The organism is Pseudidiomarina sp. (assembly GCF_048268165.1).
GTDB lineage: Bacteria > Pseudomonadota > Gammaproteobacteria > Enterobacterales > Alteromonadaceae > Pseudidiomarina.
The window spans coordinates 94,176-108,630 of sequence record NZ_JBLWWA010000002.1; the positions used below are offsets into that span (position 1 = coordinate 94,176).

14 protein-coding genes are annotated in these 14,455 nt (G+C 48.9%); 13 read left to right on the forward strand and 1 reads right to left on the reverse strand.

Features of this window, described 5'->3' with window-relative positions:
* Positions 1–25: 25 nt before the first annotated feature.
* Entirely contained in the window at positions 26–850 is an 825-nt protein-coding gene (locus ACN0UY_RS07100) for a flagellin (protein WP_417666007.1), read from the reverse strand.
* 211 nt (positions 851–1,061) lie between these two features.
* Between ACN0UY_RS07100 and ACN0UY_RS07105 the strand changes: the two genes are divergently transcribed.
* From ACN0UY_RS07105 to flhF, 13 genes are all read left to right on the forward strand, one after another.
* On the forward strand, positions 1,062–2,768 hold the full coding sequence (locus tag ACN0UY_RS07105) for an HD domain-containing phosphohydrolase (RefSeq protein ID WP_417666008.1): 1,707 nt from the start codon (positions 1,062–1,064) through the stop codon (positions 2,766–2,768).
* 116 nt (positions 2,769–2,884) lie between these two features.
* Complete coding sequence (gene fliD / locus ACN0UY_RS07110; RefSeq protein ID WP_417666009.1) at positions 2,885–4,240, forward strand: flagellar filament capping protein FliD; 1,356 nt, start codon at positions 2,885–2,887, stop codon at positions 4,238–4,240.
* Positions 4,241–4,263: 23 nt separating this feature from the next.
* Positions 4,264–4,662 carry a flagellar export chaperone FliS gene (gene fliS, locus ACN0UY_RS07115; protein WP_417666010.1) on the forward strand — a complete coding sequence of 133 codons (399 nt, stop codon included), beginning with the start codon at positions 4,264–4,266 and terminating at the stop codon, positions 4,660–4,662.
* Between the two features lie 61 nt (positions 4,663–4,723).
* Positions 4,724–5,026, forward strand: a complete 303-nt coding sequence (locus ACN0UY_RS07120) for a flagellar protein FliT (RefSeq protein ID WP_164876821.1) — start codon at positions 4,724–4,726, stop codon at positions 5,024–5,026.
* Complete coding sequence (locus ACN0UY_RS07125; RefSeq protein ID WP_417666011.1) at positions 5,023–5,844, forward strand: hypothetical protein; 822 nt, start codon at positions 5,023–5,025, stop codon at positions 5,842–5,844. Before ACN0UY_RS07120 ends, ACN0UY_RS07125 begins: the two co-directional genes overlap by 4 nt.
* Complete coding sequence (locus tag ACN0UY_RS07130) at positions 5,841–6,110, forward strand: EscU/YscU/HrcU family type III secretion system export apparatus switch protein (RefSeq protein ID WP_128352497.1); 270 nt, start codon at positions 5,841–5,843, stop codon at positions 6,108–6,110. The genes ACN0UY_RS07125 and ACN0UY_RS07130 overlap by 4 nt, the downstream gene beginning before the upstream one ends.
* A 161-nt stretch (positions 6,111–6,271) precedes the next feature.
* Positions 6,272–6,571 (forward strand): flagellar transcriptional regulator FlhD, encoded by a 300-nt coding sequence (locus ACN0UY_RS07135; protein WP_417666012.1) that lies wholly within the window; start codon positions 6,272–6,274, stop codon positions 6,569–6,571.
* Between the two features lie 27 nt (positions 6,572–6,598).
* The gene (flhC, locus tag ACN0UY_RS07140) at positions 6,599–7,144 is read left to right on the forward strand and encodes a flagellar transcriptional regulator FlhC (protein WP_417666013.1); all 546 of its coding nucleotides are present in this window, start codon (positions 6,599–6,601) and stop codon (positions 7,142–7,144) included.
* Positions 7,145–7,204: 60 nt separating this feature from the next.
* Positions 7,205–8,068 (forward strand): flagellar motor stator protein MotA, encoded by an 864-nt coding sequence (gene motA, locus ACN0UY_RS07145; RefSeq protein ID WP_417666014.1) that lies wholly within the window; start codon positions 7,205–7,207, stop codon positions 8,066–8,068.
* Between the two features lie 2 nt (positions 8,069–8,070).
* Positions 8,071–9,000 carry a flagellar motor protein MotB gene (motB, locus tag ACN0UY_RS07150; RefSeq protein ID WP_417666015.1) on the forward strand — a complete coding sequence of 310 codons (930 nt, stop codon included), beginning with the start codon at positions 8,071–8,073 and terminating at the stop codon, positions 8,998–9,000.
* A 95-nt stretch (positions 9,001–9,095) separates the two neighbouring features.
* A complete protein-coding gene (gene flhB / locus ACN0UY_RS07155) occupies positions 9,096–10,238 on the forward strand; it encodes a flagellar biosynthesis protein FlhB (RefSeq protein WP_417666016.1) in 1,143 nt (380 codons plus the stop codon).
* Positions 10,235–12,319, forward strand: a complete 2,085-nt coding sequence (flhA, locus tag ACN0UY_RS07160; protein ID WP_417666017.1) for a flagellar biosynthesis protein FlhA — start codon at positions 10,235–10,237, stop codon at positions 12,317–12,319. The genes flhB and flhA overlap by 4 nt, the downstream gene beginning before the upstream one ends.
* Positions 12,316–14,448, forward strand: coding sequence for a flagellar biosynthesis protein FlhF (gene flhF / locus ACN0UY_RS07165; RefSeq protein WP_417666018.1), 2,133 nt, complete (start codon positions 12,316–12,318; stop codon positions 14,446–14,448). The genes flhA and flhF overlap by 4 nt, the downstream gene beginning before the upstream one ends.
* Positions 14,449–14,455: the final 7 nt, after the last annotated feature.

Consider the following 14,455-nt stretch of genomic DNA (forward strand, 5'->3'; position numbering starts at 1 on the left):
GTTAAATCGTCTTACTCAGCGAAAATTAACCCAACAGTGACAAGACTGATTGAGGAACCTGGTTCGCCTGTGCTAATACTGAAGTACCAGCCTGTTGCAAGATTTGTGCACGGGTCATGTTCGATACTTCAACTGCATAGTCAGCATCTTCGATACGTGAACGTGCAGCAGACAAGTTGGTTGAAGTTGTTGCTAAGTTTTCAACAACTGAATCGAAACGGTTTAACGTGGCACCAAGGGTACTACGTGACGTGTCGATGGTTGACAATGCGGTATCAACTGCATCGATTGCCGCTTGAGACGTTGTTGCATCAGTAACAGTTAGCGCGTTCACGCCTAATGTTGCTGACGTTGCATCAACTGTTGCAACTTGAATTGAATCATTTACGGTGGTGTTTGAACCAACTTGGATTTGCAATGGAGCTAAGGCACTACCATCTAGCAAGTTCGTGCCGTTGAAGCTTGCGCCGCCAGCGATACGATCGATTTCTGCAACACGTTCAGTGATTTCAGTTTGGATTGACGCGCGGTCATCGGCACTGTTGGTATCTGACGCTGCTTGAACAGCCAACTCACGGATACGCTGTAAGTTGTCATTGATTTGGTTTAAACCACCTTCCATGGTTTGCACCATAGAGATACCGTCGTTTGCGTTACGCTGTGCTTGGCGCATACCGGTGATTTGTGCAGTCATTCGGTTTGCAATTGCTTGACCAGCTGCATCGTCTTTGGCGCTGTTAATACGCAGGCCTGAAGACAGACGCTCCATAGAAGTTTGCAGTGAAGACTGTGACTTCTGGAGGTTTTGCTGACCAATCAGCGAGGTCATGTTGGTATTGATAACTGACATAGTCTTATTCCTTCTGTTTCCAAATTAGGCTGCCATGTTTGGCCTGCCGTCACAGAGGGTTATCGGTGACTTCATAAAAACCTTTAGAAATTTTTTTCAGAAAGTTGAATTTTTTTTTCAAAGCTTATCTGGCGCTTGCTATATTAAAGGCAGTCGGCGCTCTGCCGATAAACGGAATATATAAAAATACAATAATGGAAAGGAGCATCGCGTGAGCGAGGCCACTGAAACGTCCGAAAATGAGTTTACGCCTATAAATAGCGTGGTTGAATTAGCGACTTACTATGATTCGTTAAGCCAGCCTGGCGTAGCTGTGCTGACGTTGTTAGGCCCGGCTGAGAAAGATCATCCAGTGGTACTGGTTGAGCAACTCGAAGAAGATTACCTATTGTTTGATCTCACCGCCATTCGCGATGTGGCGCCACCCTTGCGGCGCGGGGGTAAATTCATTTTGTCAGGGTTTACACCGGGCGGGCTAGTTCGTAGCGGGCCGATGTCGATTCGTGAATTCACAACGGTTGAAAGTCGCCTATTAGCCTACGCAGACTGGCCCACTGAAATATTTGTGAAGCAACGTCGGGCAAGTTTTCGCGCAAGCCTACGCATCGGTATGGAAGTTGGCGTACATGTACGCAGCAAAGATAACGACAAAGACGAGTTGGTCGAGCTGCAAGGTGACTTAAAAGACTTGTCGGCTACTGGCTGCCTGGCGGAATTTTTTATGCAAGATGGCGTGTCGCGGGTATTACCCGATATTGCCACCGAGATTGAGCTGTACTTTCCGAATGGCACATCGTTTGAAGTAAAAGCCAAAGTGCGCCACTTGAAAACGGACAATGATCGGCAAGTGCTTGCGGTAGGCTTCGAGTTTGAAGATGTGAGTAAACCGCAAGAGCGCGAAATTTGGGGCTATGTGCGCGAGATAGAGCGTGAAGCGTCGCGTAGTGCCGGCAACGGTGAGAGCCGCAGCGAATCTGAACTATTCCGAGTTCATGATGAAAATGATAAAAAACTTAGCCGTCGCCATGCACACACCTATGCAACCCCTATGGCGCGAAGGTTGGCGCGCATCGCTGGCTATTTAGACAGTCAAATGGTGGTGATGAAGCAAGGGCAACCAGTTAACTCGTCACAATTATCATTGCATGCCGATCGCGTGCTCGACATGCTTGAAGATGATCGGCAAGAAACCTTATTTGCCGTGCATTGTATTCATCGCGAATCGCGCTGGGTAAAACATGGATTAGCGGTTGCAGTGCGACTGGCCGACTTATTAAACGCTGCGAAAATGCCACGTGATCTGCGCAAAGCAGTGGTTGCTGGTGCGATGGTTCACGACCTCGGGAAAGGGACTTTGCCACCTGAAATTTGGCGTGCAACAACCTTAAGCACCGATGTTTATGAAGAAATGCAAACGCATGTTGAAGCGATTTTAGAAAAGCTTGATGGCGTGAAATGGCTTGCACCGGTTGTGCGGGAAAACGTGATAGCGCAGATTAACGAACGGCTGGACGGTTCTGGGTATCCGAATGGTTTACGTGGTGCCCATTTAGGGCAGCTTGCGCGCGCTGCCGCGGTGGTTGATGCAGTGGATGCCATGCAACGCAACCGGCCAGACCGACCAGCGATTTCAACGGTTGCGGCGGGCAAGTCGATGCAAACACGCACGGAACAATTTGATGAAGCTTGGGTTAAGCGCTACAACGCACATTTCGGGCCATTACCGGTGGGTACACTATTGCGCTTTGAAAAAGGAAACCTTGCCTGGGTGGTTGGCCTAGACGCAAAAAAACGCGTCAATCGAGTTCGTGTTTCCCCTCATAAATCAGCCCCAGATGACAAGCTTGGTCCGCCGCTCGAAGGCAGTGCCATGGCGGAGTTAGGGCGCATTCGTGAAGTTTTAATTCCAGAAAGCTAAAGTTGTTCAAATTGCGGCCGATAAAATGAAAAGACGGGTTTAGCGTCGCCTTTTATCGGTTTTGATTTGAATTTGTTCAGGCAAACTGATTTGTATCAAGAGTAGGGGTTTTCACCATGGCATCTATTGCAGCATTAGGTATTGGTTCAGGATTAGACCTGAACGGCTTGCTGAATCAGCTCGAAGCGTCAGAGCGGCAGCGACTGCAACCTATTACCCAGCAGCAGCGTAGCTTCGAAGCACGTATTTCAGCCTATGGCAAACTGCAAAGCGCGTTAACGAAATTTCAAGATGCTACCAGTGCCTTAAATCTAAGCACGACTTATAAAGCCACAAAAAGCGCAGTGAACAGCGACGCCTTAACCGTTGCTGCGGCCAGCAACACCCCGCCCGGCACTTATAACGTTGACGTAACAGGAATGGCGCGCGCGTATACCATCGCAACCCAAGGGGTAGCTGATAGTGCGGCGCAGCTAGGAACTGGAGCGGGCAACGTCAGCTTTACCCTCGCCAATGGCACCAGTCACAGCATTGATTTAGCCGACGGCAGTACATCTTTGGAAGATGTACGTAATGCCATTAACAACGGCCAGTCAGACGTGCAAGCCTCGATTATTAATGACGGCAGCGGCACGCCATATCGTTTAGTTCTAAACTCAGCGACTACGGGGACTGAGGCCAGTATTACAAACATTACTTATAGCGGAGCGTTGGCAGGCAATTTAGCCAGCGATGCAGCAACCGAAACCTTAGCAGAAAATGCTGAGCTGACCGTCAACGGCATTGCCATTACCAGCCAGACCAATGTTGTGGAAGATGCGATTCAAGGCGTTACCTTGTCTTTAGCGAAACCGGGTCAAGCACAAGTGAGCATAACCCGCGATGCAGAAGCAATAACGGGGCAAGTTGAAGAATTTGTGACGGCTTATAATGAGCTGCAAACGCTTGTCACAAAAATGACTGACTACGATGTTGGCTCAGACACGCCCGGTCAGTTGTTAGGCGACAGTGGTGTGCGCACCATTCAGTCGCGCATGAGTACCCTGTTGGGGGAAACGGTTACCGGTCAGTTTTCAATGCTAAGCGATATTGGTATTTCCCGTGAGTTAGGCGGGCAACTGAAAATTGACGAAAACAAACTCGCGGCAGTGGTGCAAAATGACTTACCGAAGCTGCAAGAGTTTTTAGCCGGCTCCGACACGGTTCAAGGTTTTGCTGAAAAAGCAAAAACGACGCTGACAAACCTGCTCGCTGATGACGGACCGATACAGAGTCGTCTTAAAGGTTTTGAAAGCACTATGGAGCGTCTTGATGAGCGTTATTTTCGTGAAGAGCAACGCATTGCGTCCACGGTAGCTATCTATCGCAAGCAATTCGCACAAATGGACAGCATGATCGCGAGTATGAATTCCACCAGTGCTTATTTGACGCAGCAATTTAGTTCGTTAAATGCACAGCTGAATAAATCGTAGCGCATCGAGCAGGAGTTTGGATTATGTATGGAATGAGAGGTGCTGCGGCTTATGGCCGTGTTGATGTCGAAAGTCATGTGTTGGCTGCCAGCCCACACAAACTGATCGCCATGTTATTTGACGGTGCGCAAAAGCAAATCAAAGCAGCCAAGTTGCACCTTGAGAATAACAATCTTGCGCAAAAGTCGGTGGCGATTGCGAAGGCACTCGATATTGTCAATCAAGGGCTATTGTCTGCGCTTGATAAACAACAAGGCGGAGCGCTCGCCGAACGCTTGGAAGCGCTATACGAGTACGTTGCCAGCTTACTGCTCAAGGCCAACCTAAAAAATGATGTGGCCAAGCTTGATGAAGCTGCTGGATTGCTGGAGCAAATCGGCTCAGCATGGCGAGAAATTCAACCACAGGTTGAGGGAGCGTAAGGCTGTGGCCGCGCAACCGCAAGTACAACCGGATTACGTGATGACACCGACGGAGGTCATAATGTCGTATCACATGCTTTTAGAGCATTCGAACAAAATGCTTGCCAGTGTGCGCAATGAAGATTGGGATACCTTGATAGAAGCTGAAGTTGAGTATGTTCGCGAGGTAGAGCGGTTGAGTCATGCCGAAGCCCAAGTGCAACTGTCGGAAGATCAGCAGTTGGATAAATTACAACTTTTGAGCACCATCATGGACCAAGACCGAGAAGTTCGCGAGAGACTTGTCGCACGGCGTGCCATGTTGGAGCAAACGTTGCTCAGCATGCAGAAAAAGCAGAAGCTTGAGCACAGCTATCGCAATTGAGCAGTATCACGCCACTGTTGGACACGTTGGTCCATCAGGTTGCCAAGCAACGTTCGACAGTGGAGTTATTGCCGCGTCATACCCTGCCGGTGACGCCGATTCAAGCAGCTGCAAGTACCACTGAATTCAGTCAGGCCGGTCAGCAGGTTGCTCGACTTATCAGCTTAATCCAATCCTTTCAGCAACAGATTCCGCAGCAACACCTTAATCAAGGTGCTGGCGGTTTAATAAAGCCAGATACTCCGTTATTTCAAACCGCACAAAAGCTCGACGTATTGACGTTGATGAGTCGATTACAGACCTTAGTGAAGGACTCTGGCGTATTTTACGAAGCGCTATTGGCGCGATGGGCGGCGGACAAAATCCCGTTCCTTCAAGTGCGACAGCAACCGCAGAACCTTGGTCAATTTCAAGCAAACGCACCTCAAATTCAAAAGATTCTCAGTCAACAACTTGAGGTTTTGAATTCAGGTATGCTGCGTATGGAAACAGAGTTATGGCCACAGGCTCACTTGCAATGGTTAGTGCAACCTGATGTAAACCCGCTGGTACAGCGATGGCGCGATCAACAGCGTAAGCAACAAGGCGAGCCACCAGAACCTCCGGCCTGGACCAGCGAACTTAAATTAAGCTTGCCGAATGTCGGCGAGATACGCGCACAAATGCGGTTTGAGCAAAAGCGTCTAACCATGCAGCTGCAGTGTGCTGAGCCGTTGGTACCCTCGTTGCAACAAGCAACATCAAGGTTGATTGCTCGGTTGCGTGTTGGGGCTGGTGTCGAAATTGACGAAATACCAGTAAGAAGGTTGCCACAATGAGTGACCATGATCAGTTAAATAAAAAAGCAATTGCATTACGCTATCAAGAATTTGAACCCGCACCTAAAGTGGTTGCAAAAGGGGACGGATTGGTTGCGGATAAAATCATTGCAACGGCAAAAGCTCACGGTGTGTTTGTACATGATTCGCCAGAACTCGTCGCGCTTTTATCGCAGATTGACCTTGATGATTATGTACCACAAACGCTTTGGTTAATTGTTGCAGAGTTGTTGATATGGGCAAAAGGGGTCGACGCAACACCTTGATAGCTTGCAATTAACGCCCTTAATGGCAACAAAATAGATACAAACATGTATGCATTACATACTGTAAAGATTGAAAGTTTTCATTGACCGACACTGTAAAGATTTGCTAAAGATCGCGTTAAGAACGAAAAACAATCGGTAGTGTTGGAGAAATACCCCTCATGAGTCAGAACAAAACAATTTCTGAATTACAGGAACTAAACTTGAGTTACTTGATGTTAGTTCAGAAATTAATCGTTGAAGATCGCGATACAGCAATTTTTCGTTTGAAAATAGATGATGATCTAGCTGATCTCATCGCAGAAATGTCCGCTCGAGAACTGACCATGTTAGCTCGGCAATCACACAGTTTTTTGCAGCCTAATTTAGGCTCCGTTAGTCAGTTAAAAGCTATCCTGACTAATAAACGTGATACCGGCATGCAAGCAACTCATTTAGCAATGCATATGGCATCGGCTTAACTAGCTTAACCACAAGGATTAGCTCTGGTGAGTACCACGAAGCTTCTTGAAGAACTGAATCAGGTGCAGTTGGCTATAGAGCTCATTGAGTTGGGCGCTCGGTTACAAGTACTTGAATCTGAAGTTAGTTTAAATAGGGGCCGATTAGTTAGGTTGTATAAGGAGGTTGCGGGTAAATCCCCACCAAAAGGCATGCTACCGTTCTCTACCGACTGGTTCATGACCTGGCAACCAAATGTGCACTCATCTTTTTTTTATAATATTTATATTCGATTGCGTGAAGGCCAGCGATTAGAGCGGATGCAAGCTTTTATCAAGGCTTACAAACTGTATCAAGAACACATTCAAATCTGTGGCGAAGAAGAAGTGCTCGCCCTCACGCGGGCATGGACCTTAGTGCGTTTTTTTGAAAGCGACATGTTTCAGTTGTCTAAATGTACTTGCTGTGGCCTAAACTTCGTAAATCATGCGCACACGCCAGATACAGACTACATGTGTGGTGTGTGCCAACCTCCGTCCCGTGCAGGTAAACCACTGCGAAAGAATTCGGTAAAAGCACTAAAAGAAATTTAAGTTGCCGCGCTCCGCGCCGATAAACCCTATAGATGTGTTTTATTGGATAAGGAAGCGGCAGTGTTAATCCCTCTTGGCTTTATAATTGTTCTGGTATCCGTGTTTGGCGGATTCGCGCTTGCAGGTGGTGCTCTCGGCCCCTTATTCCAGCCGCTCGAGTTTATGATTATTGGTGGCGCTGGCTTGGGTGCATTTATTGCTGCGAATAACGGCAAGGCCATCAAGGCGACCATGCAGTCATCAAAACGTCTAAAAGCATCGAGCAAGTACAATAGTGAAACCTACCTTGAACTCCTCGCGGTTATCTACAAACTGCTCAATAAAATGCGACGCGACGGTATGCTGGCGGTAGAACGAGATATCGAAAGCCCCGAGGAGAGCGCGATTTTTCAAGAGCACTCAGAAATTCTCGAAGACCCCATGATGCTAAATTTCATTGCCGATTACTTACGGTTAATGATTAGCGGTAACATGAACCCGCAAGAACTTGATGAGCTCATGCTTCATGAAATCGAAACGTTTGAGGCAGAAGCTGAAATTCCAGCGGATGCTTTGCACAAAGTTGGTGATGCGATGCCTGCGTTTGGTATTGTCGCCGCGGTTTTAGGCGTGGTTCGCGCATTAAGTAATGCTGACGTGCCGCCGGACGTGATGGGCACCATGATTGCCCACGCATTGGTAGGTACCTTCCTTGGTATTTTGCTCGGTTATGGTTTTATTAATCCGTTGGCCAGTCGTATCGAACGGCAAGTGGTTGAAATGGTAAAAGCGCTGCAGGTAATCCGCGTAACCTTGCTGGCAAGTATGCATGGTTATGCGCCGCAGTTAGCTGTTGAATTCGGCAGAAAAGCGCTGCATACCTCAGAGCGTCCTAGTTTTACTGAGCTTGAAGAACATGTCCGTGGCGCGAAAGCGGAGTCGTAATCATGTCTGATCAACAGCGTCCAATCATTATTCGCCGCAAAAAGATTGTCAAAAAACATCATGGCGGAAGCTGGAAAATTGCCTTAGCAGATTTTATGACGGCACTAATGGCGCTGTTTTTGGTGATGTGGATACTGGCGATGTCGAGCGAAAAGGAGCGGCAAAGTATTTCTGAATATTTTCGCACGCCATTACTTGTAGCTATGGCTGGCGGAGATAAATCGAGTAATGCAGCGAGTGTCATAAAAGGGGGTGGCGCTGATCCAACACATATGGATGGCGAGCAAGCACGAATTGATATGCGCCGAGAGACTCGTCCGGCCGATGTTCGCCGACACTTTAATGAAATTCGGCGGCGCGTTGAAGCTGCTATTGAGGCAGACCCGGTTTTACAAGCACTCAAAGCACAGATGCGTTTTGATGTAACCCGAGAGGGATTGCGCATTATGATGCTGGACACCGAAACCAAACCAATGTTTGAAATAGGGAGTGACCGTATTGCTCCTTACATGGAGCGGTTGTTACGCACCTTAGCGCCGTTGTTAAACGAAATACCCAACGAGATTACCATCAGCGGACACACGGATAGTTTGCCTTACGCGGGCGGCGAGACGGGTTATAGCAATTGGGAGCTTTCTGCAGACCGCGCCAATGAGTCACGCAAGGCGTTATTAGCTGGAGGTTATGAATCTGACCGTTTGTTATTGGTGATGGGCGCTGCCGACAGAATTCCGCTCGATGGCACCGAGCCAGAAGACCCCCGCAATCGGCGGATAACCATTGTTGTGCATACCTCTGAATCTGCTGATTTTATCAAGCGTCAGGGCTACTTCCCACGAGACCAAGAAGAATTTGAACTGCAGCAGCAACAACTTATTGATCAGCAGTTTGAACAAGAAGCTCAAGCGACCGATCAAACAAAACAGAAATAAGGGGTTCTAACCCCCCTTTTCTTCCCTTCAACGCCATTTGCTTTGCGGCATACTTGTCGGCATGGTCCCAACGTGTCACTTAAATACAAGCGCAAATGGCAGACGAGCAATCCAGCGATCAGGAAAAGACAGAAGAACCCACGGCCCGAAGACTAGACAAATCTCGGGAAGAAGGTCAGGTTGCGCGTTCGCGCGAGCTGACCACGTTTGTGATCCTGTTTGGTGGCGTCATTATGCTGTGGTTGATGGGCAGCTCCATGTACCAGAACCTTGGTTTGGTGATGGAGCAGGCATTTCTGTTTGACCGTTCTCAAATTTCTGAGTCGGGCCCGATGCTGCAAAACGTGCTTGAGCTTGGCCAGTCCGCATTGTTCTCGTTATTGCCCTTATTCGCCGCTATGGTGGTATTTGCTTTAGTGGCACCTGCGTTACTTGGCGGTTGGATAGTTTCTGCCAAAGGCATGGCACCAAAACTTGAAAAATTAAACCCTATTAAAGGGTTAAAGCGCGTTTTTTCTTCACAAGCACTGGCTGAACTGGGTAAAGCAATTGCAAAAACGGTTTTAGTTGGTGGTGTTTTGATTCTGTTCTTATGGCAGCAAAAAGCCACGTTTTTGCGACTTATGAGTCTTGAAGTTAAACAAGCCTTGGTTGAGGCGATGAGCTTGGCGGCGATGGCCTGCTTCTTGATGGTGTTAACACTATTGGTGGTGGTTGCCTTTGACGTGCCGTTTCAGTTATTCACCCACACGAAAAAACTGCGCATGTCCAAAGATGAAGTAAAGCGTGAAAATAAAGAAACAGACGGCGACCCTCACGTGAAAGGAAAGATTCGGCAACAACAGCAAGCAATGGCGAGGCGTCGGATGATGACCGAAGTGCCCAAGGCCGACGTGATTGTGACCAACCCAACGCACTATGCTGTTGCTCTAAAGTATGATGAGGATGGTATGGGGGCGCCGCGCGTTGTCGCCAAAGGGGCGGACTTAGTGGCTCAGCGAATTCGTGAACTTGCCGACGCGCACAATGTTCCCCGCCTTGAAGCCGCACCGCTAGCCCGCGCCTTGCATACGCATGTTGATTTAGGGCATGAAATTCCAGCGCCGTTGTACACTGCTGTCGCAGAAGTTTTGGCTTGGGCCTTCCAATTAAAACGAGCTCAACAAGGGGCTGCGATGACTCCGCCGGTGCCAAAAGAAATTGCCGTTCCTTCAGATTTTGAGGTGCCGGCATCATGAATTTAAGTTTAAATGGTTTAGCCTCAAGCCTGCGTTCAGCAGAGTATCAAGTACTTGTCGGCCCAGTGCTTATCTTGCTTATTTTGGCGATGATGGTTTTGCCATTGCCACCGTTCGCCTTGGATTTTTTGTTTACTTTCAATATCGCCCTGTCTTTGATGGTTTTGTTGGTGAGCATGTTCACCGAAAAGCCACTCGAGTTCGCAGCGTTCCCGGCAGTCTTACTCTTTTCAACGCTGTTACGCCTGTCGCTGAACGTAGCCTCAACACGCGTGGTGTTAATGGAAGGTCACAATGGGGGCGATGCGGCCGGTAAAGTCATTGAGGCCTTTGGACAGTTCTTGGTGGGCGGTAACTTTGCCGTCGGCTTGGTGGTATTCCTGATTTTGGTGATTATCAACTTTATGGTAATTACCAAAGGTGCAGGGCGAATTGCGGAAGTTGGTGCGCGATTTACCTTGGACGCAATGCCCGGTAAACAAATGGCAATCGACGCTGACCTTAACGCTGGATTAGTGGGTGAAGAAGAAGCGCGCCGCCGCCGTCAGGAAGTTGCGCAAGAGGCAGAGTTTTATGGCTCTATGGACGGCGCAAGTAAGTTTGTTCGTGGTGACGCTGTCGCCGGTATGGTCATCATGGTGGTGAACATTATCGGGGGCCTATTAATTGGCGTTATGCAACACGACATGAGCGCTGGTGCGGCCGCGGAAACATATGTGTTATTGACCATTGGTGATGGTTTGGTCGCACAAATTCCAGCGTTGATCATTTCTACCGCTGCCGGCGTAACAGTGTCGCGCGTGAACACTGAACAAGATGTGGGACAGCAATTAATCAAGCAACTGTTTGTTAGTCCGAAGGTGTTAATGCTGGCAGCTGGTGTTATTGGTATGTTGGGTCTGGTGCCGGGCATGCCGAATTTCATCTTCTTATTGTTCACCGTAATGTTAGGTGGCTTTGCATGGTACTTGCACCAACAACAAAGCAAGCAGAAAGCAGTGGATGCGCAAGCAAATACCGCAGTACCTGCACCTTCGTTCAGCGCCCCCGAAGCAAGCTGGAATGACGTTCAATTAGTGGATACGCTGGGCATGGAAGTGGGCCATCGCCTGATTTCATTGGTTGATGACAATCAGCAAGGTGAACTGCTTGGCCGCATAAAAAGCGTCCGAAAGAAATTCGCACAGGAAGTCGGATTCTTGCCGCCGGTGGTGCATATTCGTGACAATCTAGAACTGCAACCCAACACGTATACCATTACCTTGAAAGGTGGTGAAGTTGGTCGTGCTGAAATTTACCCTGACCGCTGGTTAGCGATAAACCCTGGTCAGGTGAGTGGGGAAGTTGACGGTATCGCGACCACCGACCCGGCATTCGGTTTGCCAGCCATCTGGATACAACAAGATCAACGCGAACATGCCCAAATATATGGGTACACAGTGGTGGATGCCAGCACCGTGGTGGCCACCCACTTAAATCATTTATTGCAACGTTTTGCTTCGGATTTGCTGGGGCGGCAAGAAGTGCAACAGTTGGTTGATAAGCTCTCAGAAGAAAACAAAGCCTTGGTTGAAGACGTGGTGCCTAAATGTGTTACCGTGACGACCCTGCAGCGGGTATTGCAAAATTTGTTGGACGAAGATGTCTCAATTCGTGATTTAAGAACTATTTTTGACACGTTAGCGGAGTTTGAAGGGCAGCAAACCGATGCGCACGAGTTAACTGCGCGGGTGCGTATGGCTTTGGGGCGTAATATTACTCAGAAATGGTTTGGTGGCGAACGTGAATTACAAGTTATTGGTCTTGATGTGTCACTCGAGAACATGTTGAGCCAAGCTTTGCAACAAAACAGTTCGTTGGAGCCGGGCCTTGCCATGACACTGCAAGAGCAAACTCAACAAGCGATGCAACGCGCTGAAACAATGGGCTTGGCGCCTGTGGTTGTGGTACCACATCACTTGCGGCCGTTATTAGCTCATTTCTTGCGACGCCAATTGCGCGATTTGGTGGTACTATCGCAAGCTGAAATTCCAGATGATCGAACGATTAAAGTAGTGAGTGTAATCGGAGGGTCAGCATGACCATAAGGCGCTTTAACGCAGCCAGCCATAAAGATGCGATGCGCAAAGTGCGTGATGCACTGGGTGAGGATGCAGTGATCGTGTCTTCACGAAAAGTGGCCAACGGTGCCGAAGTGTTTGCAATCGGTGAGGCCGACTTAGCGCAATTACATAATGATGAAGCACCCCAAACGCAGTTGCCACAGTCAAATTCAGACTTCTCGAGTGTTGCAGAGCAGTTGTTAAGCGATGTGCAAGACATGCGTGCCTTGTTAAGCCAACAGCAGGGCGTAAAAGTGCCGGATGATAATCGTAAACGCTTATACCGTCAGCTGCGTGCTGGAGGTTTTAGTGACGAACTGGCGCGTCAATTGGTTGCTTTGTTACCTAGTGCTTTAAACCATTCGAGCAAGAATTATGCCGATTCGCTGAAGTGGCTTCAGCAACAATTATTGGCGCGCGTGGCGCACCAATCCAACATGCAACCTGCGGACTGGGAATTATTACAACACCAAGGTGTTATGGCGCTGGTAGGCCCCACCGGTGTTGGCAAAACCACGACCACAGCAAAGCTGGCAGCGAACTATGTGATGCAGCATGGAAACGACAGTTTACTGCTCGTGACCACCGACAGTTATCGCATTGGTGCACAACAGCAACTCGCAATTTATGCGGAGCTGCTTGACGTTGAAATGCATGCGTTGGCGGACGGCGATAGCTTGGATGCGCTGGCGGAAAAAATGCAGGGCAAGCGTCTAGTATTGGTGGATACTGTGGGAATGAGCCAACGTGACCAGCGACTTGCGCAAAAAATTGCTGCGTTAGGGAGTGCCGATTATAGTGACGCGACCCGCATTGTGTTGCTATTGAATGCTGCGGCACAACAAGAAACCTTAGATGAAGTTGCGCGCATTTATAAGCGTATCGCGCAGGAAAGTGAGCTGGCGATTAGTGATTGTATACTGACCAAATTGGATGAAACGGCACGCATGGGTGGCGTGTTGGATACCGTGATTCGGCACCACTTGCAGGTGCAAGCCGTTTCCGATGGGCAGCGGGTACCTGAAGACTTACGCGTGCCTGACATTGAACAGCTCATTGCAGATACGCTGACGCTTGAACTCAACGAATCGATCCTGGCCGCCAGTGAGTGGGAAGCGTCCGGGAATCAGTTAGAGCCCAGCCAAGTATTTACCCATGGGCATTTAATTCAAGCCAGTATGCAGAAACTGCGTGCACAGATACCGCACTTCGACATGTTTATTGAAGCCATGCAAACAGGAGCCTTGCCGGAACAATGGCAGTCCTCAGCTTTTCCAGACCAGCTGGAAGTGATTCGTTGGGCAGCTCCGCAGCCACTGCAAGGTTGGCGGCATTTAACGCCGCATTTGGGGTTAGATAAAAAGGGTTTGCCACTGTTGCCACCGGTTTTGCAGCACCGCGATAGGCCAATATTGCCAGACATGGCGCTCGCACCTGTGCAATTGTTTGATTATTTACCTGAGACCACGCTGTTAGATATTTTTGGCGAGCATCAAACCGGCTGGTTGGCGACATTGAACGTGAATCATCGAATGCAAGCGAATGGGCGCACTTATAGTGTGAGTGAGCTGATTAAAGTGCACGGTATCCCACTCGCCAAGCATACGATCAATTATCGCGGTGAACGGCGTCGGCTTGAACTAACCATTGCGGCCGCTCAGTCGGATCAAAGCGAACAGGTATATCAGGTCATTGCTGGTGAGCTGCACGGTGGAACGGGAAAGAATCCCATTCAACGACGCTATTGGTTGGTAGACGGAAATTGCACTGCAGAGCAAGTTAGCGAGCGTGCACGCATGATGTTGCAAACCGAAGAGTACGCGCGTTTAACGCGATTGGCTTGGCGAGCGCTTGCGGAACAGGTAAAACCGCAATCAGATAGCGTAGCGATGGAACACTACCATTTAGGTTTAGCCGCGGCTTTAGCGGTGATAGCAATGCACGTTGAATATCAGGGTGCAGCGAATTTTGCAGGGTTACGGGGCGACCTGCTCAGCTTAAGTGGTAAGCGTGGCCGCGTGCAGGGTGATAAGTTGGTACCTGCTATTTTGCATGTTGTTAAGGCCTATGAGTCTTTGGTGGCCGCTGGCCGCGATGTAGAGGCATAAGAATTTA

Coding starts and splice junctions, on each gene's coding strand:
- ACN0UY_RS07100 (WP_417666007.1), bottom strand. CDS start 850: ATGTCAGTTATCAATACCAACATGACCTCGCTGATTGGTCAGCAAAAC.
- fliD (WP_417666009.1), top strand. CDS start 2,885: ATGGCATCTATTGCAGCATTAGGTATTGGTTCAGGATTAGACCTGAAC.
- fliS (WP_417666010.1), top strand. CDS start 4,264: ATGTATGGAATGAGAGGTGCTGCGGCTTATGGCCGTGTTGATGTCGAA.
- ACN0UY_RS07120 (WP_164876821.1), top strand. CDS start 4,724: ATGTCGTATCACATGCTTTTAGAGCATTCGAACAAAATGCTTGCCAGT.
- ACN0UY_RS07130 (WP_128352497.1), top strand. CDS start 5,841: ATGAGTGACCATGATCAGTTAAATAAAAAAGCAATTGCATTACGCTAT.
- ACN0UY_RS07135 (WP_417666012.1), top strand. CDS start 6,272: ATGAGTCAGAACAAAACAATTTCTGAATTACAGGAACTAAACTTGAGT.
- motB (WP_417666015.1), top strand. CDS start 8,071: ATGTCTGATCAACAGCGTCCAATCATTATTCGCCGCAAAAAGATTGTC.
- flhB (WP_417666016.1), top strand. CDS start 9,096: ATGGCAGACGAGCAATCCAGCGATCAGGAAAAGACAGAAGAACCCACG.
- flhA (WP_417666017.1), top strand. CDS start 10,235: ATGAATTTAAGTTTAAATGGTTTAGCCTCAAGCCTGCGTTCAGCAGAG.
- flhF (WP_417666018.1), top strand. CDS start 12,316: ATGACCATAAGGCGCTTTAACGCAGCCAGCCATAAAGATGCGATGCGC.